We start from the raw sequence: 24,173 nt of genomic DNA, 5'->3' as shown, positions 1-24,173 counted from the left end.
CACCCGGGACCTCTGGGGGTCCCGGCGCGGTCGCGGGGGTGGAGGCGGTGTCGTCATCGGGTGGGCAGCTGCTCCGGTCCGGGTAGGGGCGAGAGGGTGCCGGGCCACCACGTGATGTCGAGCGCACCGGCGAAGAGGGCGCCGAGGACCCCGACGGCGATGACCACGAGCACGGCGATGACCACGAGGCGCACGACCGGGATGCCGGTGACGCTGCGCGCGAGGCTGCGGCTGCCGCGACGCAGGCCCGGGCCGCCCGGGCCCCACCACCCGACGAGCAGCGCGAGCAGCGCGCCCACGGCCAGCGGGAGCGGCGACTCCAGCCGCACGCCGAGCCCGTCGAGCGCGCTCTGCCCGAGCGCCGTCACGAGGACGCCGGCGGCACCGACGGCGAGGGGTAGCAGCGCCGACACCAGCGCCTGGAGCGCACCGGTGAGCAGGTGCCACGGGCTCGCCAACGCGGCAACGACCCCGTCGCTGCGGCGTCGCCCGGAGCGGTGACGCCGCCGCACGGTGCTCGTCATCGACAGGTCGACGGTGCGGGCCAGCCACGACCACACGAGGGCCAGGGCCATGCCCACCCACGGGGCAGCGGCGAAGATCGCGACGAGGACGGCCAGCAGCGCGGCGAGGACGTCGGAGCGCCGGGGACGACCGATCCGCGGGTCGCCCGGGCGGTCCGGGTCGCCCGCCGCCATGCCCGGCCACTGCTGGTTCGCCTGCGGTGGTGCGCTCACCGGCGCGGGACGGGGGTTCGGGTCGCGCCAGTCGCCCTGCCCCCACGGGGAGGGCGGCTCGACCGGCGCCGGGGCGGGCGTCACGACCTGCGTCGCTCCCTGCTCGAGCGTGCGGGTGCGCTGCGGCAGGACCTCGGTCACCGGACGGCCGTTGGCCCAGGCGTCGAGAGCCGTGAGCACCTCGTCGGCGTCGGGACGCCGTGACTGGTCCGGGTCGAAGCAGGCGTACAGGAGCGGGGCGAGCCCGGGGTCGACGTCGCGCAGGTCCGCCTCACCGCGGGCGACCCGGGCGAGGACGGCCTCCATGCCGCCCCGGCCGAAGGGGGGTCGTCCCGTCGCCGCGAAGACGAGGGTGGCGGCCCACCCCCACCAGTCCGTGGCCGCGGTGACGTCACCGCCCTCGACCAGCTCGGGCGAGAGGTAGCCGGGGGTGCCCATGACCAGGCCGGTCATCGTCATCCGCGAGCTCTCGGCCACGTGGGCGATGCCGAAGTCGATGACGACGGGGGCGCCGTCGAGCATGAGGACGTTGCCGGGCTTGAGGTCCCGGTGGATCACGCCGACGCGGTGGATGGCGCGCAGGGCGTCGACGAGCCCGCGTGCCAGGGAGAGCAGGGCCTGCGGGTCGAGCGGCCCCTCGTCGCGCACGAGCTGGTCGAGGCTCGGCCCGGGAACGTAGCGGGTGACGATGTAGGGACGATCGCCCTCGAGGTCCGCGTCGAAGACCGGGGCGATCCGGTCCGAGCGCACCCTGGCGAGCGTGTCGACCTCGCGGGCCAACCGCGAACGGGCGTCCTCGTCGTGGGCCACGTGCGGGCGCAGCACCTTGACGGCGACGGCGCGCCCGCGCTCGTCGAGGGCCAGGTGGACGATGCCCATGCCGCCCTGCCCGAGCTCCTGCAGCACGCGGTAGCGCCCGATCGTCTCGAAGTGCGACACCGTGGCCTCACCACGCTCCTCCGGGGACGGTTCTTCCCCGAGCACCTGTGTCGTCATGCCACCAGCCTAGAAGGCCGTGGTTGGGTGATCACGGAGAAATGCCTGTGTGGCGGCTGTGACCTGGTGTCACTGGGTGATGTAGGCCTCCAGCTGGTCCCGCTCGGCGGCAAGGTCCCGGATGCGGTGCTTGACGACGTCACCGATGCTGACGATGGCCACCAGCGTGTCGTCCTCGACGACCGGGATGTGGCGGATGCGCCGCTCGGTCATCCGGGCCGCGAGGTCGCGCACGTCGTCGTGGGTGGTGCACGTGTGCACCTCGGCGGTCATGATCGCACTGACCGGCTCGTCGAGGACCGCGGCGCCCAGGCGGTGCAGATGCCGGACGATGTCCCGCTCCGAGACGATGCCGTCGACCGCGCCGTCACCACCCGAGACGACGACGGCACCGATGCGGTGCTCGGCGAGGAGGCCCAGGAGGGTGGCCACCGTGTCGTCCGGAGCGATCGTGACGACATCAGAGCCCTTGCTGCGCAGAACGTCCGAGATCTTCATGCATCGAGATTAGTGCTCCGGACGCCCCGGCGGAAGGCCATCGCCATATGGTGGGAGGGCCATCATCCAGGAGGTCCGTCCCATGACTGCCCAGCGCGTCTTCGATCTGGTCATCGCCGCCAACCGGCTCCCCGTCGACCGTGTCGTCGCCGACGACGGTTCCTCGGAGTGGCACCGCTCCCCCGGGGGGCTGGTGACCGCGATGGACTCGGTGATGCAGCACCGCGAGGGCGCCTGGGTCGGGTGGGCCGGCGAGACGGGCGAGGCCCCCGAGCCCTTCGAGGAGGCCGGGATGTGGCTGCACCCCGTCCCCCTGTCGGAGGAGGAGCGCGAGAGCTACTACGAGGGCTTCAGCAACGACACGCTCTGGCCGATCTACCACGACGTCATCGTCCAGGCCCACTTCCACCGCGAGTGGTGGCGCTGCTACCAGATCGTCAACGAGCGCTTCGCCGAGGCGGTGTGCGAGGTGGCGGCCGAGGGCGCCAAGGTGTGGATCCACGACTACCAGCTCCAGCTCGTGCCGGCGATGGTGCGCGAGCGCCGCCCCGACGTGCGGATCGGCTGGTTCAACCACATCCCCTTCCCGCCCGTGGAGCTCTTCGCCCAGCTCCCGTGGCGCTCACGCATCCTCGAGGGCCTCCTCGGTGCCGACTACCTCGGCTTCCAGCGCGCCCCCGACGCGCAGAACTTCCTGCGCGCCTGCCGCCAGCTCGACGGGCGCACGACGCGGGGGGAGGTCGTCACCACCCAGGACCCGGACGGCACGAGTCGCCAGGTCCGCGCCTCCGCCGTCCCGATCAGCGTCGACTACCGGGGTCTTGAGGAGCTGGCGCGCACCGAGGCCGTCCAGGAGCGGGCCCGGGAGATCCGTGCCTCGCTCGGGGACCCGGAGGTGGTGATGCTCGGCGTCGACCGCCTCGACTACACCAAGGGCATCCGCCACCGTCTCAAGGCCTACGAGGAGCTGCTCGCCGACGGCGCCATCTCCACGCCGGACATCACCTTCGTCCAGGTGGCCACACCGAGCCGTGAGCGGGTCGCGGCCTACCAGCAGCTGCGCACCGAGGTGGAGACCGTCGTCGGTCACATCAACGGCGCCTACTCCACCATCGGCGCACCGGCGGTCGACTACCTGCACCAGAGCTACCCGCGCGAGGAGATGGCCGCACTCTTCCAGGCGGCCGACATCATGCTCGTCACCCCCCTGCGCGACGGGATGAACCTCGTGGCCAAGGAGTACGTCACCTGCCGCCACGACGACGGCGGCGCGCTCATCCTCAGCGAGTTCACCGGCGCGTGGCACGAGATGAAGCAGGCCTTCCGGTGCAACCCGCACGACATCGAGGGCCTGAAGCGGGTGATGCTGCGCGTGATGAACATGTCCGCGAAGGACAAGCGCCGGTCGATGCGGGCCCTGCGCCGGCGCGTCGCCGACAACGACGTGCAGAAGTGGGCGGACACGTTCCTCGCCAACCTCGAGACGGCACCGGACCGCCCGTCCCGGTCCACGGCGAAGGGGGCCTGAGTGCGCCCCGAGGTCAGCGACGGCATCGCGGCGGTCGCCGCGCGGCCCCGGCTGCTCGTGGCGACGGACTTCGACGGGGTCCTCGCCCCCTTCGTCCTCGACCCGCTGGACGCCCGACCGCAGGCCGGCACGATCGAGGCGATCACCACGCTGGCGGCCGCCGCGGACACGTGGACCGCGGTCGTCTCCGGGCGCGACCTGGCCACCCTCACCGAGCTCAGCGGTCTCGGCGACTCGGGGACGACGCTCATCGGCAGCCACGGCGCCGAGACCAACCGCGCCCGGCAGGGCCCCACCGATCAGGCGGCCGGGGCCCGGCTGACCGCGCTGCGCGCCTGGGTCGAGCCCGCCGTCGCCACCCGTGACCCCCGGATCCGCATGGAGCACAAGCCGACCGCGCTGGTCCTCCACACCCGGGGGCTGCCCGAGGAGGCCGTCGACACCGCCACCGACATCGCCACCGAGGCCGCCCGGATGTCCGGGGTCAGCCTCCTCTCCGGCAAGGGCGTCCACGAGCTGAGCGTCGTCGGAGCGGACAAGGGCACCGCCCTGCAGGCCCTCGCCGGGGACCTGCGCGTCGACGCGGTCGTCTACCTCGGCGACGACGTCACCGACGAGCACGTCTTCACGGTGCTCGGTCCACGGGACCTGTCCATCAAGGTCGGGCCCGGTGAGACCGCCGCCCGCACCCGCCTGGACGACTGCAGCGAGGTCCCCGCGGTCCTCGACGCCCTCGTCGCAGCCCGGACCGCCTGAGGAGGCCGCCGTGCCGTTGGACATCTCCGCCGCCCGGCCCGACCCGGCACTGCTCGACCTGCCCTGGTCGGTCCCGCTCGAGGAGTGGCCCCCCGAGATCCTCGCCGCCCTCCCCCGCGGCATCTCCCGGCACGTCGTGCGCTTCGCGCACCTCTCCGGCGGCATCGTCGCCGTCAAGGAGATCGGGGCCGACCTCGCCCGCGGGGAGTACCAGCTGCTGCGGGCGCTGCGCCGCCTCGACCTGCCGTGCGTCGAGCCCCTCGCCGTGGTCTCCGGGCGCACCGACGCGGACGGCGATCCGCTCGACGCGTGCCTGGTCACCCGGCACCTGCAGTTCTCGCTGCCCTACCGGGCGCTCTTCAGCCAGCACCTCCGCGAGGACACGACGACCCGGCTGGCCGACGCCCTCGCGGTCCTGCTGGCCCGGTTGCACCTCGCCGGGTTCTTCTGGGGGGACGTCTCCCTGTCCAACACGCTCTTCCGCCGCGACGCCGGCGCCTTCTCCGCCTACCTCGTCGACGCCGAGACCGGCGAGCTGCACGACACGCTGAGCACCGGGCAGCGCGAGCACGACCTCGACCTGGCCCAGGTCAACATCGCCGGCGAGATGATGGACCTGGCCGCCGGGGGGTACCTGCCCGAGGGCCTCGACCCGATCGAGGTCTCCCACGAGATCATCGAGCGCTACCGCGGGCTGTGGCAGGAGCTGACCGGTGACGAGTGGTTCGAGGCCGGCGAGCGCTGGCGGGTCGACGAGCGGATCCGGCGGCTGAACGCCCTGGGCTTCGACGTCGACGAGCTGGCGATCGCCACCGACCTCGACGGCACCCACGTGCGCATCGAGCCCAAGGTCGTCGACGCCGGCCACCACAGCCGCCGGCTGCTGCGCCTGACCGGCCTCGACGTCGAGGAGAACCAGGCCCGTCGCCTGCTCAACGACCTCGACTCCTACCGCGCGGCGACCGACCGGCAGGGCGACGAGGAGTCGATCGTCGCCCACGAGTGGCTCTCCCGCGTCTACGAGCCGACGACCCGCGCGGTGCCGCGTGAGATGCGTGGCAAGCTCGAGCCGGCCGAGCTCTTCCACGAGATCCTCGAGCACCGGTGGTACCTGGCCGAGCGGACCGGCCACGACATCCCCATCGAGGAGGCGCTCGCGGACTACCTGCGCGAGGTGCTGCCCGGCAAGCCCGACGAGCGCGAGCTCCTGGGGGCGGACACCGCCGAGCTGCCCGTGGTCGACGAGGAGGGTGGCTGAGCCAGCCGGCGCGCCCCCTTCGCCCGTGGGCTCAGACGCCCTTGTGGGCGCGGAACCAGGCGGTGGAGTCCTTCTGCCAGAGGAAGAAGACCGCCGCGGCTCCGGCCAGGAGCACCAGGACGTTGACGATCATCGTCACCGCCGACGTCGCCTGCGCGAAGCTGAAGAGGAAGCTGATGACGAAGAGCGCGAACAGGACCGTCGCCACGATGCGCGCCCAGCCCTTGCCCTTGCCGTTCAGCCACGCCATGAGCACCCACAGGATCGCACCGACCACGCCGAGGAAGACGCTGAACCCGACCCCCAGCGCGACGGCGGCGTCGATGGTGCTCTCCGTGTAGGGGACGCCCTGCTGGTCCAAGGCCTCCATGACCTGGGCACGCATGTCGTCCATGCCGACGAAGGACGTGAGGATCGTGACCAGCTGCAGCACCGCACCGGCCCACATCGCGTACTTGGCCCGGACGATCGACGGTGGCGCCGCCGTCATCACGGGGCCGCCCGGGTAACCACCCGGGGACGAGTACGCGGGCGCCGGCTGGTAGCCGGACTGGTCACCGCCGGGCGGCGGGGGTGGGGGCATTGCGGACATCGGGTTCCCTCCTGCGCTGGCGAGGACCCCTGCGACCCCCGCTCGGCCCCACCCCATCATGCGCGGTGCGCCCGGGCAATCACCCCTCGGCGTGGCGCAGGCGGGCGATCTCGTACAGGGCCACGCTGGTCGCGATGCCCGCGTTGAGGGACTCGACGGCACTGCTCATCGGCACCGAGACGATCTGGTCGCAGGTCTCGCGCACGAGACGCGAGAGGCCCTTGCCCTCGGAGCCGACGACGACCACGAGCGGCGAGGTCGCCAGCTCCAGCCCGGGCAGCTCGACGTCTCCGTCCATGTCGAGCCCGACGACGAAGAAGCCGGCCTTGCGGTAGTCCTCGAGAGCACGGGTGAGGTTCGCCGCCTGGGCGACCGGCAGGCGCGCGGCGGCACCGGCGGAGGTCTTCCACGCCGACGCGGTCATGCCCGCGCTGCGCCGCTGCGGGACGACGACGCCGTGGCCACCGAAGGCGGCGGTCGAGCGCACGATCGCCCCGAGGTTGCGCGGGTCGGTGATCGAGTCGAGCGCGACGACGAGCGGGACGCCCGGCAGCGAGGAGTCGATGAAGTCCTTCGGGTGCGCGTACTGGTACGGCGGCACCTGGATCGCGATGCCCTGGTGCACGGCGCCGTCGGTGAGCCGGTCCAGCTCCTGCCGGGAGGCCTCGATGATCGGAGTGCCGGCGGCGACGGCCACCTGCAGCGCCTCCTTGACCCGGTCGTCGCTGTCGATGCGGTGCGCGATGTACATCGTCGTCACCGGCAGCTGCGAGCGCAGCGCCTCCAGCACGGAGTTGCGCCCGGCGACGACCTCCGTCGAGGAGGTCTTCTTGCGCTGCGGCTTCGCGGGACGCTTCTGCTCCGCCTTGGGCTTGTACGCCTTGTGGTTCGGACGCTCGCTCGCCTTGGGCGTCGGGCCCTTGCCCTCCAGGCTCTTGCGACGCTGGCCGCCCGTACCGACCTGCATCCCCTTCTTCGACCCGGACCGGCGCACCGCGCCTCGTCGTTGGCTGTTGCCGGCCATCAGTGTTCCTTCCTCAGGCTCCACCGGGCGCCGCCCGGTGTGTCCTCGACGGTGATCCCGGCCTCGACGAGACCGTCCCGGATCCGGTCGGCTGTCTCGAAGTCGCGCGCGGCGCGGGCCTCCGCGCGCGCGTCGACCTGCATGCGCACGAGCGCGTCGAGCGCCTCGTGCAGCTCCTCCTCGCGGCTGCCGCCCGCGCCACCCCAGGTGGCGGACAGCGGGTTGATCCCGAGGACGTCGGTCATCGCCAGCACCGTGGCGGCGATCTCCGCGGCCTCGGCCCGACCCCCTTCGTCCAGCGCGGTGTTGCCCTTGCGGACGGTCTCGTGGATGACGGCCAGAGCACCGGCGACCCCGAGGTCGTCGTCCATCGACTCGGTGAACTCCGCGGGGATCTCCACCTGCGGGTCCGCCTCGACGACCGGCTGGCCCGGCAGCGCACGGCGCAGGAAGCCCGCGATGCGCTCCACCGCCGACCCCGCCTCGTCGAGGGAGCCGGGGTGGTACTCGATCATCGAGCGGTAGTGCGCGGCGGTGAGGAAGTAGCGCACGGTCAGCGGGTCGTGGTCACGCACGAGGTGCTGGACCTCGAGGGCGTTGCCGAGGGACTTGCCCATCTTCTCGCCCTTGACCGTCACCCAGCCGTTGTGCAGCCAGAAGTTCGCGAAGCCGAAGCCCGCGGCGCGGGACTGGGCCTGCTCGTTCTCGTGGTGGGGGAAGCGCAGGTCGATGCCGCCGCCGTGGATGTCGAAGGTGTCCCCGAGGTACTTGCGGGACATGGCCGAGCACTCGAGGTGCCACCCGGGACGACCCTCGCCGTAGGGGGTCGGCCAGTTGGCGCTGGTCGGCTCCTCCCCCTTGCGGCCCTTCCACAGGGCGAAGTCACGCGGGTCGCGCTTGCCGCGCGGGTCCGCGTCGTCGGCCGCCACCATGTCGTTGAGCCCCTGGTTGCTCAGCTCGCCGTAGTCGGGCCAGCTCTTGACGTCGAAGTAGACGTCACCGCTGCCGTCCTCGGCCGGGTAGGCGTGGCCCCGCTCGACGAGGGTGTCGATGAGCGTGACCATCTCGGGGATGTGCCCGGTCGCGCGCGGCTCGTAGGTCGCGGGGAGCACACCGAGCAGGTCGAGGGCCTCGGCGGTGTAGCGCTCGTTGCGGTAGCTGAGGGCGAACCAGTCCTCGCCCGTCTCGGCGGCCTTGCGCAGGATCTTGTCGTCGATGTCGGTGACATTGCGCACGAGGGAGACGTCGTAGCCGTGCCCGCGCACGAGCCACCGCCGCAGGATGTCGAAGGCCACGGCGAAACGCAGGTGACCGATGTGCGGCGCGCCCTGCGTCGTCAGCCCACAGATGTACATCCCCACCCGACCCGGGGTGACGGGGACGAAGTCGCGCTGGGTGCGTGTGGCGGAGTCGAAGAGCTGCAGGGTCACAGGCCCAAGGCTAACGGCGCGGACGGACGGGGCGGTCATCCGGCCGCTCGAGCAGGACGGGCGAAGGGGGCCACCGGGGCTCCCTTCGCCCGTCGTTGGCGGGTACCGCCTATGCGCCCTCGGGGCGCTCCCACCCCGGCTCGCGCGCGACCTCGGCACCGATTGTGGTGTCCGGCCCGTGCCCGGTGTGCACGACGGTGTTCGCAGGGAGTCCGAGCAGCTTCTCCCGGATCGAGGTGACGATCCGGTCGTAGTCGCTGTACGAGCGGCCACCCGTGGCCCCGGGCCCGCCGTCGAAGAGGGTGTCACCCGAGAAGACGACACCCAGCTCCGGCGCGTGCAGGCAGCAGGCGCCCGGTGCGTGGCCCGGGGTGTGCAGCACGTGCAGGTCGGTGCCCGCGACAGTGATGATCTGCCCGTGGGCGAGCGCGCCGTCGGGCGCCCGGTCGGGATGGGTCATCCGCCACAGCGGGGCCTCGTCCGGGTGCACCCAGATCGGCGCCTGCATGGCGTCGGCGACATCGGCCGCGGCGTTGACGTGGTCGTTGTGCGCGTGCGTGCACACGACCGCGACGAGCCTCCGGTCCCCGATCGCCTCGAGGATGGGGCCGGCCTCGTGCCCGGCGTCCAGGACGATGCACTCGCTGTCGTCGCCGACGATCCAGACGTTGTTGTCGACCTCCCACGAGCCGCCGTCGAGCTCGAAGGTGCCGGACGTGACGACCTTGTCGATGCGGGCGGTCACAGGACCACCACCGAGCGGAGGACGTCGCCGGCGTGCATCTTCGCGAAGGCGGACTCGACGTCCCCCAGGCCGATGCGCTCGGTGACGAAGGCGTCGAGATCGAAGCGTCCCTGCTGGTAGAGGTCGACGAGCACCGGGAAGTCGCGGCTGGGCAGGCAGTCGCCGTACCAGCTGGACTTGAGGGCGCCGCCGCGACCGAAGATGTCGATCATCGGGAGGGTGACCTCCTTCTCCGGTGTCGGGACGCCGACGAGCACGACGGTGCCGGCGAGGTCGCGGGCGTAGAAAGCCTGCTCGTACGTCTGCGGCAGGCCGACCGCCTCGACGACGACGTCCGCGCCGAAGCCGCCGGTGAGCTCACGGATGCGCTCGACGGTGTCCTCGCTGCTCGCGTCGACCGTGTGCGTGGCGCCGAAGCCCTTGGCGATCTCGAGCTTCCGCGGGTCGGTGTCGACGGCGATGATCGTCGTCGCCCCGGCGATGTGGGCGCCCGCGACGGCCGCGTCGCCGACGCCTCCGCAGCCGATGACGGCGACCGAGTCACCGCGGGTGACGCCGCCGGTGTTGACCGCGGCGCCGTAACCGGCCATGACACCGCAACCGAGCAGGCCCACGGCGGCGGCGTCGGCGGAGGGGTCGACCTTGGTGCACTGGCCGGCGGCGACGAGCGTCTTCTCCGCGAAGGCACCGATGCCCAGCGCGGGCGTCAACTCGGTGCCGTCGGTCAGGGTCATCTTCTGCGTCGCGTTGTGGGTGTCGAAGCAGTACTGCGGCTCGCCCTTCGCGCAGGCGCGACACTGGCCGCACACCGCGCGCCAGTTGAGGACGACGAAGTCACCGGGGGCGACGTCCGTGACGCCCTCCCCCACGGCCTCGACGGTGCCGGCGGCCTCGTGGCCGAGGAGGAAGGGGAACTCGTCGTTGATCCCGCCCTCCCGGTAGTGCAGGTCGGTGTGGCAGACCCCACAGGTCTGCACGCTGACGACGGCCTCACCCGGTCCCGGGTCGGGGACGACGATGTCGACGAGCTCGACGTCCGCCCCCTTCGAGCGGGCGATGACTGCCTTGACGGTCTGGGACACGACGCGACTCCTTTCGCTGGGTCGGGGGCAGAGCCCCGGTGCTGTGGCTCCCATCCTCGCCCACGGACGACGGGGGGTCGCCCGCGCCCTCGAGGCCACCCCCCGCAGCCTGCGCCGTCGGCGGGACACCGCACTTTCCACCGCGGCAAGTCACCTACTCTGGGGGCATGCCGCGCCCGGTCTTCGACCCGGTGGTGCACCAGCGCCACCGACTGCAGATCTGCGCCCTCCTCGCGCCGACCCGAGGGATGCCCTTCGCGAGCATCCGCGACGACCTCGACCTGTCGGACTCGGCGCTGAGCAAGCACCTGAGCAGCCTCGAGGCCGCGGGGTACGTCACGACCTCGCGCGAGGTCAGCCGGGGACGACGGCTGACGCTGGTGGCGCTCACCACGCAGGGCCGGGAGGCCCTGTGCGGGCACGTCTCGGAGCTGCAGCGACTGGCCCGGGTCTCCTCCCTGCGGGTGCGCGACCGCGAGGGAAACTCACCCCCGTCCGCGGGTTAGCCTGCCGCCCATGGCCCTCCTCGTCGTCCAGCACCAGCAGACCTGCCCTCCGGGCCGCGTGGGCACCTGGCTCGCCGAGGCCGGGGTCGCGCTCGACGTGCGCCGCCCGTACGCCGGGGACGACCTGCCGCAGGACCTCAGCGGCCACGACGGCCTCCTCGTCCTCGGTGGGCAGATGGGTCACGCGGACGACGAGGTGGCCCCCTGGCTGCCCGCCACGCGTGGGCTCATCCGCACCGCGGCGAAGGGGGCGGTGCCGGTCCTCGGCATCTGCCTCGGCCACCAGCTGGCCGTGTCGGCGCTGGGTGGACGGGTCGGCCGCAACCCGGCGGGGCGCACCCTGGGCGTCCTGTCCGTGCTCGGCTTCCCGGGACTGGCCGGCGACCCCGTCCTGGCCGCTGCCGATGCCGCTCCCGTGGTGCAGTGGAACGACGACATCGTCACCGAGCCCCCTTCGGGCGCAACACCGCTGGCGACGAACGAGCGCGGCGACCTGCTGCTCGCCCGTCTCGCACCCACGGTGTGGGGCGTGCAGGGACACCCGGAGGCGGACCGCGCGATCGTCTCGGACTGGGCGAGCAAGGACGTGGGTACCCGCGAGCTGGCCGACGTCGACGTCCCGGCGGTCCTCGCCGAGATCGAGGCAGCCGAACCCGCCGTGGAGGCCGCGTGGCGCCCGGTCGCGGCCGCCTTCGCCGCCGTGCTCCGACACTGACCCGTCCGGGCCGGCGCCCCTCAGGCGTCGCGGACGACCTCCAGCAGCTCTGCGAAGGCCGCCAAGGAGTGCCCGTCGACCATCCCGTCCAGGTGCGGCAGGGCGGCGATGATCCCGCCCTGGACGGGTGCGTAGCCGGGCTTGCCCCGGTGCGGGTTCGCCCAGACCACCGCGTGCGCCAGCCGACGCAGCCGGGCCATCTGCTCGCCGAGCAGCTCCGCCCCTCCACGCTCCCAGCCGTCGCTGGCGACCACGACGACCGCGCCGCGAACGACCCCACGCTGGCCCCAGCGGTCCACGAAGGCCCGCAGCACCTCACCCAATCGGGTCCCGCCCGACCAGTCCGGCACCATCGACCCGGCCTCGGCCAGCACGAGGTCGGGGTCGTGGTGGCGCATGGCCGGCGTGACCCTGGTCAGTCGCGTGCCGAGCGTGAAGACCTCCGTCGTGCGTGGAGCCGCGACCACCGCCCGGTGCGCCAAGCGGAGCAGGCTGTCCGCGTACGGCTCCATCGACCCGGACACGTCGATGAGCAGGACCACCCGTCGGGGGCGGTCGCGCCGCGTGCGTCGGCGCAGGGGCCCCGGCTCACCGCCCCGGCGCAGCTGCTCGCGGACGGTGCGGGTGATGTCGATCTCCCCGCGCGCCGAGGCGTAGCGCCGTCGTGAGCGGCGTACCGGGCCACGGGCGTCCAGCCCCGCGAGCAGGGCGTTGAGGCGCGCTCGCTCGTCCGGGGCGAGCTCGGCGACATCCCGGTGCCGCAGCTGCTCGATCGTCGAGGCGACGGCAGTGACCACGTCACCGTCGCCCTCCTGCTGGCCGTCGCCGGGGTCGTCGACGTCGAGCGGCGCCACACTGATCTGATGGGCGCTGGTCGTCCGCACGCGAGCGTCGTCCCCCCGCTCGGGGACGAACCAGTGGGCGAAGACACGGTCGTAGACGGGGATGTCGTCCGGCTCGTCGCACAACGTGGCCCGGCCGGCCCAGTAGACGTCCTCACGCCTCCCGACGTCGAGGTGACCGACCGCCTCGACGAAGTCCTTGGCCCGGTCCGCCCGGACGCCCGCGGCGCGCAACGCAGCCGTGAAGCCGACGAGCCCGGCGACCGGGTCGGCGGAGGTCCCCGGGGCCACGTCGACTCACCCGCCGACGAGCTCGGGCAGGAGCGCGCGCACCCGGTCGGTGTCCTCGCGGTACTTGCAGAGGGCCCCGATGGTGGCCGAGGCCGACTCCAGGTCGATGTCGGTGCGGCCGAGCTCGTGCAGGGCCCGCACCCAGTCGAGGGTCTCGGCGACCCCCGGCGGCTTCATCAGCACGCCCTCGGGGCGCAGGCGCTGCGTGATGCCCACGACGCGCTCGGTGAGCGTGGCGCTCACCTGCGGCAGCCGGGCACGCACGATCGCGGTCTCGCGCTCGGGGCCGGGGTGCTCGAGCCAGTGGTAGAGGCAGCGTCGCCGCAGGGCGTCGTGCAGGTCCCGGGTCCGGTTGGAGGTCAGGACGACGATGGGCGGCTGCCCGGCGCGGACCGTCCCGAGCTCGGGGATCGAGACCTGGTACGTCGAGAGCACCTCGAGGAGGAAGGCCTCGAACTCGTCGTCGGCGCGGTCGATCTCGTCGACCAGGAGCACAGCCGGACTCTCCCGCAGGGCGCGCAGGATCGGTCGGGCCATGAGGAACCGCTCGTCGAAGAGGGACTGCTCGACGACGCTCGTCTCCACCGCCTCCCCCGTGGCCTCGAGGGCACGCAGGTGGAGGATCTGGCGGGTGAAGTCCCAGTCGTAGAGCGCCTGGCTGGCGTCGATGCCCTCGTAGCACTGCAGGCGGATCAGCGGCAGGTCGAAGGACTCGGCCAGGGCCTCGGCGAGCGCGGTCTTGCCGGTGCCGGGCTCACCCTCGAGCAGGAGCGGCCGCTGCATCGCCATGGCGAGGTGGGTGACGGTCGCCAGGCCGTCGTCGGCCAGGTACCCGACCTCCCCGAGGCGGGACCGAAGATCAACGACGCTGCTGGGACCGATCATGACACCGACACCGTACGACACCACCGCCCGGGGCGGTGCCGCCTCAGGCCCCCCGGGCCGGGACGACGAGCGCGGTGGCCAGGGCGGCCGCGCCCTCCCCACGGCCGGTGAGGCCCAGGGCGTCGGACGTCGTGCCACTCAGGCTGACCGGAGCGCCGCACGCCTGCGACATGGCCGTCTGGGCCTCGTCGCGGCGGGTGCCGACCTTGGGCCGGTTGCCGACGACCTGCACCGCGACGTTGCCGATCTCGAAGCCGGCCTCGCCGACGAGCCGCGCCGCCTCGGTCAGCAGGGTGAGTCCGGAGGCACCGGCGAGCTCGGGCCTCCCGGTCCCGAAGTGGGCGCCGAGGTCCCCGATCCCGGCGGCCGAGAAGAGCGCGTCGCAGGCCGCGTGGCAGGCGATGTCGGCGTCGGAGTGCCCCTCGAGGCCGACCTCGCCCGGCCACAGCAGTCCCCCGACCCACAGCTCGCGGCCGGAGCCGGGCTCGGCGAAGGCATGGACGTCGACACCGATCCCGGTACGGGGCAGGGCAGTCATGGCGCCAGTCTCGCAGCACCGACCCCGCTCGCGAGGAGAACCGGCCCCGCTCGCGAGGGCGTCTAGCGTGGAGTCCGTGCAGATCCACGACTCGGTCGTCATCGGTGCGGGCCAAGGAGGTCTGTCCGCGTCCTTCCACCTGCGCCGCCTGGGCATCGAGCACGTGGTCCTCGACGCGAACACCCGCCCCGGTGGCGCGTGGCAGCACCGCTGGGACTCGCTGTCGATGGACGACGTCCACGGTGTCGCGGACCTGCCGGACGCGCCCGCTCCGGGCGGGTCCGGCGACCGGGCCAACGAGGTCATCGCCGAGTGGTTCGACGAGTACGAGGCCACCCACGAGCTCCCGGTGCTGCGGCCGGTCCACGTCGACCGGGTACGGGACGAGGACGGGCTGCTCGTGGTCCACGCCGGAGGGCGGTCCTGGACCACGCGCACGCTGGTCAATGCCACGGGGACGTGGACGCGACCGTTCATCCCGGCCTACCCCGGCCAGCGGGACTTCGCCGGGGAGCAGTGGCACACCGTCGCCTACCCGGGGGCGGAGCACTTCCGGGGCAAGCGCGTGCTCGTCGTCGGCGGTGGCGCGTCCGCCGTGCAGTTCATCGGCGAGATCGCCATGATCGCCCACGTCATCTGGGTGACCCGGCGCGAGCCGGTGTGGACCGACGGGGAGTTCTCCGGTCGCGAGGCGATCGAGCTCGTCCAGGAGCGGGTGCGGGCGGGTCGTCCGCCGGCCAGCGTCGTGTCGGTGACCGGGCTGGCGCTGCGTCCGCAGGAGATGGCCGCGGCCCGCACCGGTGTCTACGACCGGCGGCGGCCGATGTTCGAGCGGATCGAGCGGGACGGGGTGCGGTGGGCGGACGGGACCTTCGAGCGGGTCGACGCGATCCTGTGGGCCACCGGTTTCCGTCCCGCGGTGCGCCACCTGGCGCCCTTGGGCCTGCGCAGCCCCGAGGGCGGCATCGCGCTCCTGCCCGGGAGCACGGACGTGCAGACCTCGCTGACCAGCGCCGTCGACCCCCGGGTGCAGCTGGTTGGCTACGGGCCGTCAGCGAGCACCATCGGGGGCAACCGGGCCGGCCGCGCCGCTGCCCTGGCCGTGCGGCGCCACCTCTTACGACCCTCTGCAACTGCCTAAGCAGTTGCGTACAGGGATCGCAACTGCCTAAGCAGTTGCACATCAGGCGCGCAGCAGGCGCTCGGCGTGCGCGAGGTCCTCGGGGGTGGTGATCTTCAGCGAGCGGTGGTCCCCCTCGACGACGAGGACCCGGTGACCGAGCGCCTCGACGAGCGCGGCGTCGTCGGTCGCGGACACCCCTGAGGCGTGGGCCTGCTCGAGCACGTCCCGCCGGAACCCCTGCGGCGTCTGCACCGCACGCAGCGAGTCACGCGACGGGGTGCCCGTGATGGCCCCGTCGGGATCGACGGTCTTGATCGTGTCCACGACGGGGACCCCCGGGATCGCCCCCTTCGCCCCTCGCTCGAGCGCCGCGAGCACACGCTCGAAGACGGCCACGGGAGTCAGGCACCGGGCCGCGTCGTGGACGAGCACGAGGCGCACCCTCTCGGAGAGGACCGACAGCCCGGCCGCGACCGAGTCGGTGCGCTCGGCCCCACCGGCGACGACGATCATCGTCGGCCCCGTGGCTCCGCCGAGGGGTACCGCGACCGCGTCCGCCTGCGTGACCAGGTCGGCCGGGACGACCACGACCACCTCGTCGACGCCCGCGGCGACCACGCCGCGCAGCGCGTGCTCGAGCAGCGTCACCCCCGCGAGCTCGACGAAGGCCTTGGGTCGATCGGCACCCAACCGCCTGCCGGACCCGGCTGCCACGACGACGACGCCCACACCGGAGTCGGTGTGGGCGTCGTCGATGAGTGGGTGGTTCAGGACGCGAGGACCTCGTCGAGGATGGTCTCGGCCTTGTCCTCGTCCGTCTTCTCCGCCAGTGCCAGCTCGGAGACGAGGATCTGGCGCGCCTTGGCCAGCATCCGCTTCTCGCCCGCGGACAGGCCGCGGTCCTTCTCACGGCGCCAGAGGTCGCGGACGACCTCGGAGACCTTGATGACGTCACCGGAGGCCAGCTTCTCGAGGTTGGCCTTGTAGCGACGTGACCAGTTCGTGGGCTCCTCGGCGTGCGGCGTGCGCAGCACCTCGAAGACCCGATCCAGCCCTTCCTTGCCGACGACATCGCGGACACCCACGAGGTCGCAGTTCTCGGCGGGCACCTCGATGGTCAGGTCGCCCTGTGCCACCTTCAACTTGAGGTACTGCTTGTCCTCGCCCTTGATCTTTCGGAACTTGATCTCTTCGATCAAAGCAGCCCCGTGGTGGGGGTACACGACCGTCTCGCCGACTGTGAAATCCATGTGGAGATTGCCCCTTTCGCGACCTCCAGTTTAACACGGCGTGTCGTGGGTCGCACAGGTGACCAGCAGCGACAGAATGCCCCGCGCGCGGGCGTGGGGCGGCCGGCATGAACGGCCCGAGCCGGGTCGATCATCCACGGCCGCACCCCGATCCACCTGCCGGTGCGCTCCCGGTACGATGTGCCCCGTGAAGCACAATCTCCGCACCCGTGGCCGCGCCCTCGCGCTGACCGTCGTCCTGACCGTCGGTACCGCCGGCTGCTCCGTGTTCTCCCCGTTCCAGACGGCAGAGACGCAGTCGATCGGAGACGGTGTGGCCGTCCCGGGCCTGCCCGACTTCCAGGTCGAGAACCTCGCCCTGGTCACCGGTGTGGAGGGCGGCGACGCCGTCGTCACCGGCACCGTGGAGAACACGGGCTCCGACAAGGTCGAGTTCACCATCTCGGCCGGTGGCAGCAAGGCCTCGACCACCGTCGACCCCAACTCGGTGGTCACGCTCGGCGACGCCGACCTGACGCTCAGCGGCCTGGAGGAGGGCGCCGGCGACATGGTCGACGTCGAGGTCAGCGCCGTCGACAAGACGGTGCCGGTCCTGGTCCCGGCAGTCGACCCGAGCGGCTACTACCGGCCCTACGCACCCAAGGGCTGGACCCCCGAACCGTCCCCGAGCAGCACCGCGGGCGAGGGGTCCGAGGAGCACTGACCCACCCGACCCATGACGAAGGGGGGGCCGACCGGTTGATCCGGTCGGCCCCCCTTCGTGTGCTCAGGCCTCGAACTTGTAGCCGAGCCCGCGGACGGTGACGATGTGCACCGGCTTCGCGGGGTCGGGCTCGACCTTGGCGCGCAGCCGCTTGACGTGCACGTCCAGGGTCTTGGTGTCGCCGACGTAGTCGCTGCCCCAGACCCGATCGATCAGCTGGACGCGGGTGAGGACCCGACCGGCGTTGCGCAGCAGCATCTCGAGCAGCTCGAACTCCTTGAGCGGGAGCTGGATCTGCTCACCGTCGACCGCCACGACGTGCCGGTCGACGTCCATGCGCACGGGACCGCCCTCGATCGTCGACGGCACCAGCTCCTCCGGCTCGGCCCGGCGGCGCAGGACGGCCTTGATCCGGGCCAGGAGCTCGCGCGAGCTGTAGGGCTTGGTGACGTAGTCGTCCGCCCCGATCTCCAGACCGACGACCTTGTCGATCTCGCCGTCCTTGGCCGTCAGCATGATGACCGGCACGTTGGAGCGCTGCCGGATCGTGCGGCAGACGTCGATGCCGGACAGCCCGGGCAGCATCAGGTCGAGCAGGACAAGGTCGGCACCGTCGGCCTCGAAGGAGGACACGGCGTCGGGGCCGTTCTCGGCGACCTCGACGTCGTACCCCTCCTTTTCCAGCAGGTAGGACAACGGGTCGGAGAAGGACACCTCGTCCTCGACCACGAGGATTCGGGTCATCGGCGGAACTCCTTTGTGGGGGTTGGTGGTTCGCGGTTCTGGTCGAACGACTCGAGCGTCTCAGAGGCGACGGGCAGGCGGATCGTGAAGGTCGAGCCGTGCTGGCCATCGCTCCAGACCCGCACGTCGCCACCGTGGTTGGCGCAGATGTGCTTGACGATCGACAGCCCCAGGCCGGTGCCACCGGTGGCGCGGGAGCGGGCCATGTCCATCCGGTAGAAGCGCTCGAAGATCCGGCCCTGCTCGGCCTCCGGGACACCGGACCCCTGGTCGGTCACGGCGATCTCGACCGTGTCGTCCACCAGGCGGGCACCCACGCCGACCGCGGTGTCGGCATCCGAGTAGGCGATGGCGTTGCCGACGAGATTGCGCACCGCGGTGATGAGCATGTCCCGGTCCCCGCGCACGTACAGCTCGTCGGCGACCTTGTCGGTGAGGGTGATCCGCTTCGCCTCGGCCTCGATGCGCACGTGCTCCAGTGCCAGCTGGACGACTTCCTCGATCTCGACCAGCTCCGGGTCCTGCAGGACCGGGGTGCCCTGCAGGCGGGAGAGCTCGACGATCTCCTTGATGAGGCTGGACAGCCGGGTGGCCTCACCCTGCATGCGGCGGGCGAATCGGTCGACGGCCTCGGGGTCGTCCTTGGCGTCCATGACGGCCTCGGCGAGCAGTGAGATGCCGCCGACCGGTGTCTTCAGCTCGTGGCTGACGTTCGCGACGAAGTCCCGGCGGGTCTCCTCCACGCGCCGTCCCTGCGTCTGGTCGTCGACGAGCAGGAGCAGGTGGCGGGCACCGAGCGGTGCCACCCGTGCCGAGACGTACACCGTGGAGCTCAACCCCTGCCGGCTGAGCTCGAGCTGGGCCTCGCGGATCACCCCGTCGCGGGCGACCTTGTCGGCGATCTCACGGATCTCGGGGTGGGCCAGCCGGCCGGCGCGCACGAGCCCGTAGGTCACCGCTGCCGGGGAGGTGGTGACGACCCCGCCGTCCAGGTCGAGGACCACGCCGGACGAGCGCAGCACGGCGAGCACATCTCCGACACCACGAGGCACCTCCGGCTCCGGGGCCGGCTCGATGGCCCGCTCCCGGTCGGTCATGGTGATCGCGGCCCAGACGAGAAATCCGATGAGCAGGCCGGCCAGCCCACCCAGAATTGCCGCGGTCGTTGGCTCCACGACATCGAGAGTACTTCTCGGATCAGGCATGCTGGCACCAGGACGCCGCATCCAGCGGTGCATCCCACGATGTTCATCTTCAGGCTGGAGTTCGTTCACGCAGGCAGCGTTGAATCCGACCCAGTACCAAGCCCCGACACGAAAGGCGACCCATGCGCCAGGTCTTCCACGAGGAGCTCAAGCAGGTGTCGAACGACCTCGTCGAGCTCGCCCACCTCGTCGGCTCGGCGATCCGCCGCTCCACGTCCGCGCTGCTCGATGCCGACGTCCAGCTCGCCGAGCAGGTCATCGAGGCCGACCAGGAGATCGACGAGCGTCGCAACCTGCTCGACTCGAAGGCCATCGACCTGCTGGCCCGGCAGGCCCCCGTCGCGAGCGACCTGCGGGCCGTCGTCACGTCCATGCGCATGTCCAGCGACCTGGAGCGGATGGGCGACCTCGCCCGTCACGTGGCCAAGGTCGCCCGGCTGCGTTACCCGGAGAACGCCGTCCCCGACGACATGCGCGCGTCCTTCCTCCAGATGGGTCACGTCGCCGAGCGCATCGTCGCGCGCGTCGCCGACATCATCGTGACGCAGAGCCTCGAGGGCACCCGCGCGATCGAGGAGATCGACGACGAGCTCGACGAGCTGCACCGCTCGATGTTCGCCCGTCTCGCCGACAGCCGCTGGGAGCACGGCAGCAGCGCGGCCGTCGACGTCGCCCTGCTCAGCCGCTACTACGAGCGCTTCGGCGACCACGCCGTCACCGTCGCCCGCCGCGTGCGCTTCCTCGTCACCGGCGAGGCCGACGGCGTCGACCATGAGGACGTCGACGTCGACGACGGCGCCTGACGCACTACCTGCCCTGGTTGGCGACCTTCGCGGCCTCGGCGTCGGCGGCCTCGGGGTCGAGGTACTCGGCCGGGCGCGTGGGCATGAAGTCCTCACCCAGGTCGTACACGAGGGGCATGCCGGTCGGGATGTTCAGACCGGCGATGTCCTCGTCGCTGATCCCGTCGAGGTGCTTGACGAGCCCGCGCAGGGAGTTGCCGTGCGCGGTGACCAGGACGGTCCGGCCGGCGGCGAGGTCCTCGCGGATCGGGCCCTCCCAGTAGGGCATGAAGCGCTCGATGACGTCCTTGAGGCACTCGGTGCGCGGCACCTCGATGCCGGCGTACCGCGGGTCGTCGGTCTGGGCGTACTCGCTGTCGGGGTCGATCTGCGGCGGCGGGGTGTCGAAGCTGCGGCGCCAGAGCATGAACTGCTCCTCGCCGTACTTCTCCCGCGTGGCTGCCTTGTCCAGGCCCTGCAGGGCGCCGTAGTGGCGCTCGTTGAGGCGCCAGTCGCGACGCACCGGGATCCAGTGCCGGTCGGCCTCGTCGAGGGCGATGTTGGCAGTGGTGATCGCCCGGCGCAGCACCGACGTGTGCACGACGTCCGGGAGGATCCCCGCCTCCTTCATCAGCTGACCGCCGCGCACGGCCTCCTCACGGCCCCGGTCGATCAGGTCGACGTCGACCCAGCCGGTGAAGAGGTTCTTCTCGTTCCAGTCAGAGCGCCCGTGGCGCAGCAGGATCAGTGTCGACATGGGGCCCAGCGTAGCGACGCAGCCCCGTCCCACGCGGACGGGTACGCGGCACAGGCCGATGGGCACACGGCCCTTGGTCGTTCGTTCCTCACTCCCTGAGTCGGGCCGCATCCCCATCGACCCGAGCCGCGGGGCTCAGTGTTCGAGGACCGAGCGGAACGCCTCGAGGTTGCGCAGGGACTCCCCGCGGGAGACGCGCCAGTCCCACTCCTTCTGCATCGAGCTGCGGAAGCCGATGAGCAGCAGCTCGTTGAAGGGCTCGTCCGCCGCCTCGAGCAGGAGGCCGAGGAGCTGGTCGACCAGCTCCGGAGTCACCGCGCGAAGGGGGATCCTCCCCCCGACGTAGACGTCACCGGAGGAGTCGATGGAGTAGGCGAGCAGGCGCATGCGCAGGTTGCGGCGCAGCAGGAACTGGTAGAAGCGGCCGTGGTTCTCGTCCGCGTTGCGGATGACGAAGGCGGAGACGGACAGCGCCTGCTCACCGACGAGGAGCGAGGCGACCGTCTTCAGCTTCTGCTCCCCCGGCAGGGTGACGACGATCTCGCCGTCGCGCGCGCCGGGCTCGTTCTCGATGCCGGCCTCGGCGATGACCGAGCGCACCACCTCGAGGGCCTGCTCCCGATCGTTCATCGCGCCACCTCCACGAGCATGTTGTGCCGTTCGGCCACGGCCCCAGCGTAGACATCGAGGAGTCGGTCCACCGTCGCCGACCAGCCGAAGGACTCGGCGTGCGAGCGGGCACGCCGCCGCAGCCGCTCGGCCTCGGCCGGGTCGTCGATGAGCACCTCCAGGTGCCGGGACCAGACGTGGGGGTCGTGGCCGGGGACGAGCACGCCGCCGTCGCCGACGGCGGTGCGCAGACCGCCGACGTCCGCCGCGACGACGAGCGCCCCGCTGGCCTGCGCCTCGATGGCCACGAGGCCGAATGACTCGGTGTGCGAGGGGACGGCGACGAGGTCGGCGGCGCGGTACCAGTCGGCCAGCTCCGCCCGGCTCACGGGCGGTGCGAGGTGCAGGACGTCGGTGACCCCGAGCTCCTCCCCGAGCTGGTGCAGCCGGTCCGGTGCCACGAGCCCGCGGCCCGAGGCGCCACCGAGGACGGCGACGACGAGGCGGTCGCGCAGCTCCGGGCGCCGCTCGAGCAGCTCGGCCGCGGCCCGCACGAGGACGTCCGGGCCCTTGAGCGGTTGGATCCGGCCGACGAAGAGGAGGACGACCGCGTCCTTCGGCAGGCCGACCCGCGAGCGCGCGTCGTCCCTGTCGCCCGGGGTGAAGGTCGTCAGGTCGACGCCGGGCGGCACGACCTCGACCGCGTCCGGGTCGGCGTCGTAGTACTCGATGAGCTCGTCGCCCTCCTGCAGGGTGTTGGCGATGAGCCGGTCGGCGATGTCGACGACCTGGATCTCCCCGATCTCACGCCCGAGTGGTTCGGGGACGTCGTCCTCGGCGAGCTGGCGGTTCTTCACCCTCGCCATCGTGTGCATGGTGTGCACGAGGGGCACCTGCCAGCGCTCGGCGACGAGCCAGCCGACCTGCCCCGAGAGCCAGTAGTGCGAGTGCGCCAGGTCGTAGTGCCCCTGGGGCACGCGGGCGATCTCCCGCATCATCCCCGCGGCGAAGGCGCACAGCTGACCCGGCAGGTCCTCCTTGAGCAGGCCCTCGTAGGGGCCGGCGTCGACGTGGCGCACGAGTACCCGCGGCTCCATCTCGACGACGTCCGGCAGATCGGCCGCGGTGCGCCGGGTGAAGATCTCCACCTCGACGCCACGGGCGGCCAGCTCGCGGGCGGACTCGACGACGTAGACGTTGAGCCCGCCGGCGTCACCCGTGCCGGGTTGCTCCAGCGGCGAGGTGTGCACGCTGATCATGGCCACTCGGCGGATCGGCTGATCGCTCACCGGACCGCCCTTCACTCGATCGTCCACCCCGACAGCGTAGTTGTGTCCCGGCTCGGCCTACGCTTCCCGGGTGTCCAGCCAGCGTCCCGTCGGCAGCATCACGCGGGGAACGACGAACCCGAACAGGTTGCGCCGGTGCGACCGCTGGCTGGTCTCGACTCACCGCAGTCTCCTGCGCGCCGGGCCGCCGCCGGTCCTCGTCGACCTCGGCCACGGCGCCAGCGGGGTGACGACGGCGGAGTGGGCCCAGCGGGTGCGCACCGTGCGCCCCGAGGCACGGGTGCGCGGTCTGGAGATCGACCCCGTGCGGGTCGCGAGCGCACAGGCATGGGCCGGCCCCGGCGTGGAGTTCGCCCTCGGCGGTTTCGAGGTGCCCCTGCCCCGCGGGCGGCGGGCCCGCGTGATCCGCGCCTTCAACGTGCTGCGTCAGTACGACGAGAGCCAGGTCGAGGGGCACTGGGCGACGATGCTCGAGCGGCTGGACGAGCACGGCATCCTCGTCGAGGGCACCTGCGACGAGCTCGGCCGCCTCGGCAGCTGGATCACCCTCGGGCCGGAGGGACCGCGCACGCTCACCCTCTCGTGGCGACTGCGCGACCTCGGCCCGCGGCGGGAACCCTCAGCGGTCGCCGCGCGCCTGCCCAAGGCTCTGATCCACCGCAACGTCCCGGGCGAGCCGGTCCACGACCTGCTCGAGCGGTTGGACGACGCGTGGCGGTGGTCGGCCCCCTTCGCCCCGTACGGGGCCCGGCAGCGGGCGGTGGCCGCCATCGGGGAGGTCGCGAAGGATGTCCCGGTCATCGGCCGGTCCGACCGGTGGCGACTGGGTGAGCTGACCGTCCCGTGGTCGCTCGTGGCCTCGCGATCCGGCCCGCTGGCGGGACCTCAGCGGCGGTAGTCGTCGTCGAGGCGCACGATGTCGGCCTCGTCGAAGTCGCCGTACCCGATCTCCAGGACCCGGGCCGGCGCGTCACCCGAGTTGCCCAGCCGGTGGACGGCGCCCGGGGGCACCCACACCTTCTCGCCGGCCTGCGCCGACCACGACTCGTCGTCGACGGTGACGTCCAGCGGCCCGTCGAGGACCTGCCAGAACTCGCCCCGGTGCTCGTGGGTCTGCAGCGACAGGCGGTGGCCCGGCTCGACGGTGACGAGCTTGACGCTCGTCGGCTCGTTGCTGGTGAACTGCTCGAACCGGCCCCACGGGCGCTGCGAGACGAAGATCGACCGTCGCGGGTCAGGCAGGTCGCTCACGGACTCTCCCCCTGGTGATGGACAAGGCATGGTGCCG

27 protein-coding genes are annotated in these 24,173 nt (G+C 72.1%); 9 read left to right on the top strand and 18 right to left on the bottom strand.

Annotation, left to right across the window (positions count from 1 at the left end):
• Window positions 1-53: 53 nt before the first annotated feature.
• Window positions 54-1,733, bottom strand: a complete 1,680-nt coding sequence (locus O9K63_RS14180) for a serine/threonine-protein kinase (protein WP_277238866.1) — start codon at window positions 1,731-1,733, stop codon at window positions 54-56.
• A 69-nt stretch (window positions 1,734-1,802) separates the two neighbouring features.
• Entirely contained in the window at window positions 1,803-2,231 is a 429-nt protein-coding gene (locus O9K63_RS14175; protein ID WP_277238864.1) for a CBS domain-containing protein, read from the bottom strand.
• Window positions 2,232-2,313: 82 nt separating this feature from the next.
• Between O9K63_RS14175 and O9K63_RS14170 the strand changes: the two genes are divergently transcribed.
• Genes O9K63_RS14170 through O9K63_RS14160 form a run of 3 tightly spaced genes read left to right on the top strand, consistent with a single transcriptional unit; the run spans window position 2,314 to window position 5,773 of the window.
• Window positions 2,314-3,759: an alpha,alpha-trehalose-phosphate synthase (UDP-forming) gene (locus O9K63_RS14170; protein WP_277238863.1), complete on the top strand. Its 1,446-nt coding sequence runs from the start codon at window positions 2,314-2,316 to the stop codon at window positions 3,757-3,759.
• Window positions 3,760-4,515 carry a trehalose-phosphatase gene (gene otsB / locus O9K63_RS14165; protein WP_277238861.1) on the top strand — a complete coding sequence of 252 codons (756 nt, stop codon included), beginning with the start codon at window positions 3,760-3,762 and terminating at the stop codon, window positions 4,513-4,515.
• A gap of 10 nt (window positions 4,516-4,525) precedes the next feature.
• A complete protein-coding gene (locus O9K63_RS14160; RefSeq protein WP_277238860.1) occupies window positions 4,526-5,773 on the top strand; it encodes a DUF4032 domain-containing protein in 1,248 nt (415 codons plus the stop codon).
• Between the two features lie 31 nt (window positions 5,774-5,804).
• Here the strand turns inward: O9K63_RS14160 and O9K63_RS14155 are convergent, their stop codons facing one another.
• The 5 genes from O9K63_RS14155 to O9K63_RS14135 all read right to left on the bottom strand — a co-directional run bounded on the left by O9K63_RS14155 (window position 5,805) and on the right by O9K63_RS14135 (window position 10,646).
• Complete coding sequence (locus O9K63_RS14155; RefSeq protein ID WP_277238858.1) at window positions 5,805-6,365, bottom strand: hypothetical protein; 561 nt, start codon at window positions 6,363-6,365, stop codon at window positions 5,805-5,807.
• 79 nt (window positions 6,366-6,444) lie between these two features.
• On the bottom strand, window positions 6,445-7,389 hold the full coding sequence (gene rlmB / locus O9K63_RS14150; protein WP_277238857.1) for a 23S rRNA (guanosine(2251)-2'-O)-methyltransferase RlmB: 945 nt from the start codon (window positions 7,387-7,389) through the stop codon (window positions 6,445-6,447).
• Window positions 7,389-8,819, bottom strand: coding sequence for a cysteine--tRNA ligase (gene cysS, locus O9K63_RS14145; protein ID WP_277238855.1), 1,431 nt, complete (start codon window positions 8,817-8,819; stop codon window positions 7,389-7,391). Before cysS ends, rlmB begins: the two co-directional genes overlap by 1 nt.
• Window positions 8,820-8,928: 109 nt before the next feature.
• Window positions 8,929-9,564, bottom strand: coding sequence for an MBL fold metallo-hydrolase (locus O9K63_RS14140; protein WP_277238853.1), 636 nt, complete (start codon window positions 9,562-9,564; stop codon window positions 8,929-8,931).
• A complete protein-coding gene (locus O9K63_RS14135) occupies window positions 9,561-10,646 on the bottom strand; it encodes an S-(hydroxymethyl)mycothiol dehydrogenase (RefSeq protein ID WP_277238851.1) in 1,086 nt (361 codons plus the stop codon). Before O9K63_RS14135 ends, O9K63_RS14140 begins: the two co-directional genes overlap by 4 nt.
• A 167-nt stretch (window positions 10,647-10,813) precedes the next feature.
• Here O9K63_RS14135 and O9K63_RS14130 point away from each other — a divergent pair, with 167 nt between their 5' ends.
• Window positions 10,814-11,152: a transcriptional regulator gene (locus O9K63_RS14130; RefSeq protein WP_277238849.1), complete on the top strand. Its 339-nt coding sequence runs from the start codon at window positions 10,814-10,816 to the stop codon at window positions 11,150-11,152.
• A gap of 10 nt (window positions 11,153-11,162) precedes the next feature.
• Window positions 11,163-11,867, top strand: a complete 705-nt coding sequence (locus tag O9K63_RS14125; RefSeq protein WP_277238848.1) for a type 1 glutamine amidotransferase — start codon at window positions 11,163-11,165, stop codon at window positions 11,865-11,867.
• Between the two features lie 20 nt (window positions 11,868-11,887).
• Here O9K63_RS14125 and O9K63_RS14120 read toward each other — a convergent pair whose 3' ends face one another.
• Genes O9K63_RS14120 through ispF form a run of 3 tightly spaced genes read right to left on the bottom strand, consistent with a single transcriptional unit; the run spans window position 11,888 to window position 14,423 of the window.
• Window positions 11,888-13,000 (bottom strand): vWA domain-containing protein, encoded by a 1,113-nt coding sequence (locus O9K63_RS14120; protein WP_277238846.1) that lies wholly within the window; start codon window positions 12,998-13,000, stop codon window positions 11,888-11,890.
• A 6-nt stretch (window positions 13,001-13,006) separates the two neighbouring features.
• Window positions 13,007-13,885, bottom strand: a complete 879-nt coding sequence (locus O9K63_RS14115; protein ID WP_277238844.1) for an AAA family ATPase — start codon at window positions 13,883-13,885, stop codon at window positions 13,007-13,009.
• 43 nt (window positions 13,886-13,928) lie between these two features.
• Window positions 13,929-14,423 (bottom strand): 2-C-methyl-D-erythritol 2,4-cyclodiphosphate synthase, encoded by a 495-nt coding sequence (gene ispF / locus O9K63_RS14110; RefSeq protein WP_277238842.1) that lies wholly within the window; start codon window positions 14,421-14,423, stop codon window positions 13,929-13,931.
• 76 nt (window positions 14,424-14,499) lie between these two features.
• Here ispF and O9K63_RS14105 point away from each other — a divergent pair, with 76 nt between their 5' ends.
• Window positions 14,500-15,564 carry an FAD-dependent oxidoreductase gene (locus O9K63_RS14105; RefSeq protein WP_277238841.1) on the top strand — a complete coding sequence of 355 codons (1,065 nt, stop codon included), beginning with the start codon at window positions 14,500-14,502 and terminating at the stop codon, window positions 15,562-15,564.
• A 42-nt stretch (window positions 15,565-15,606) separates the two neighbouring features.
• Here O9K63_RS14105 and ispD read toward each other — a convergent pair whose 3' ends face one another.
• Window positions 15,607-16,275 (bottom strand): 2-C-methyl-D-erythritol 4-phosphate cytidylyltransferase, encoded by a 669-nt coding sequence (ispD, locus tag O9K63_RS14100; protein WP_277238839.1) that lies wholly within the window; start codon window positions 16,273-16,275, stop codon window positions 15,607-15,609.
• 38 nt (window positions 16,276-16,313) lie between these two features.
• Window positions 16,314-16,796 carry a CarD family transcriptional regulator gene (locus tag O9K63_RS14095; protein WP_277238838.1) on the bottom strand — a complete coding sequence of 161 codons (483 nt, stop codon included), beginning with the start codon at window positions 16,794-16,796 and terminating at the stop codon, window positions 16,314-16,316.
• Window positions 16,797-16,983: 187 nt separating this feature from the next.
• On the opposite strand from O9K63_RS14095, the gene O9K63_RS14090 reads away from it, so the two are divergent.
• Window positions 16,984-17,499, top strand: a complete 516-nt coding sequence (locus O9K63_RS14090; protein ID WP_277238836.1) for a hypothetical protein — start codon at window positions 16,984-16,986, stop codon at window positions 17,497-17,499.
• A 63-nt stretch (window positions 17,500-17,562) separates the two neighbouring features.
• Here the strand turns inward: O9K63_RS14090 and O9K63_RS14085 are convergent, their stop codons facing one another.
• A complete protein-coding gene (locus O9K63_RS14085; protein WP_277238834.1) occupies window positions 17,563-18,243 on the bottom strand; it encodes a response regulator transcription factor in 681 nt (226 codons plus the stop codon).
• Window positions 18,240-19,418, bottom strand: a complete 1,179-nt coding sequence (locus tag O9K63_RS14080) for a sensor histidine kinase (RefSeq protein WP_277238832.1) — start codon at window positions 19,416-19,418, stop codon at window positions 18,240-18,242. The genes O9K63_RS14085 and O9K63_RS14080 overlap by 4 nt, the downstream gene beginning before the upstream one ends.
• 152 nt (window positions 19,419-19,570) lie before the next feature.
• On the opposite strand from O9K63_RS14080, the gene phoU reads away from it, so the two are divergent.
• Entirely contained in the window at window positions 19,571-20,251 is a 681-nt protein-coding gene (gene phoU, locus O9K63_RS14075; protein ID WP_277238830.1) for a phosphate signaling complex protein PhoU, read from the top strand.
• Window positions 20,252-20,255: 4 nt separating this feature from the next.
• Here phoU and O9K63_RS14070 read toward each other — a convergent pair whose 3' ends face one another.
• The 3 genes from O9K63_RS14070 to mshA form a co-directional block, all read right to left on the bottom strand.
• Complete coding sequence (locus O9K63_RS14070; protein WP_277238829.1) at window positions 20,256-20,987, bottom strand: phosphoglyceromutase; 732 nt, start codon at window positions 20,985-20,987, stop codon at window positions 20,256-20,258.
• A gap of 135 nt (window positions 20,988-21,122) precedes the next feature.
• Window positions 21,123-21,617: a YbjN domain-containing protein gene (locus O9K63_RS14065; protein WP_277238827.1), complete on the bottom strand. Its 495-nt coding sequence runs from the start codon at window positions 21,615-21,617 to the stop codon at window positions 21,123-21,125.
• The gene (mshA, locus tag O9K63_RS14060; RefSeq protein ID WP_431190395.1) at window positions 21,614-22,855 is read right to left on the bottom strand and encodes a D-inositol-3-phosphate glycosyltransferase; all 1,242 of its coding nucleotides are present in this window, start codon (window positions 22,853-22,855) and stop codon (window positions 21,614-21,616) included. Before mshA ends, O9K63_RS14065 begins: the two co-directional genes overlap by 4 nt.
• 100 nt (window positions 22,856-22,955) lie before the next feature.
• Between mshA and O9K63_RS14055 the strand changes: the two genes are divergently transcribed.
• Entirely contained in the window at window positions 22,956-23,783 is an 828-nt protein-coding gene (locus tag O9K63_RS14055; protein ID WP_277238825.1) for a class I SAM-dependent methyltransferase, read from the top strand.
• Here the strand turns inward: O9K63_RS14055 and O9K63_RS14050 are convergent.
• On the bottom strand, window positions 23,771-24,136 hold the full coding sequence (locus O9K63_RS14050) for a phosphomannose isomerase type II C-terminal cupin domain (RefSeq protein ID WP_277238823.1): 366 nt from the start codon (window positions 24,134-24,136) through the stop codon (window positions 23,771-23,773). The two genes, O9K63_RS14055 and O9K63_RS14050, sit on opposite strands and share 13 nt — an antisense overlap.
• Window positions 24,137-24,173: the final 37 nt, after the last annotated feature.

The organism is Janibacter cremeus (assembly GCF_029395675.1).
Lineage (GTDB): Bacteria > Actinomycetota > Actinomycetes > Actinomycetales > Dermatophilaceae > Janibacter > Janibacter cremeus_A.
This window is presented reverse-complemented; position numbering and strand designations above follow the sequence as displayed.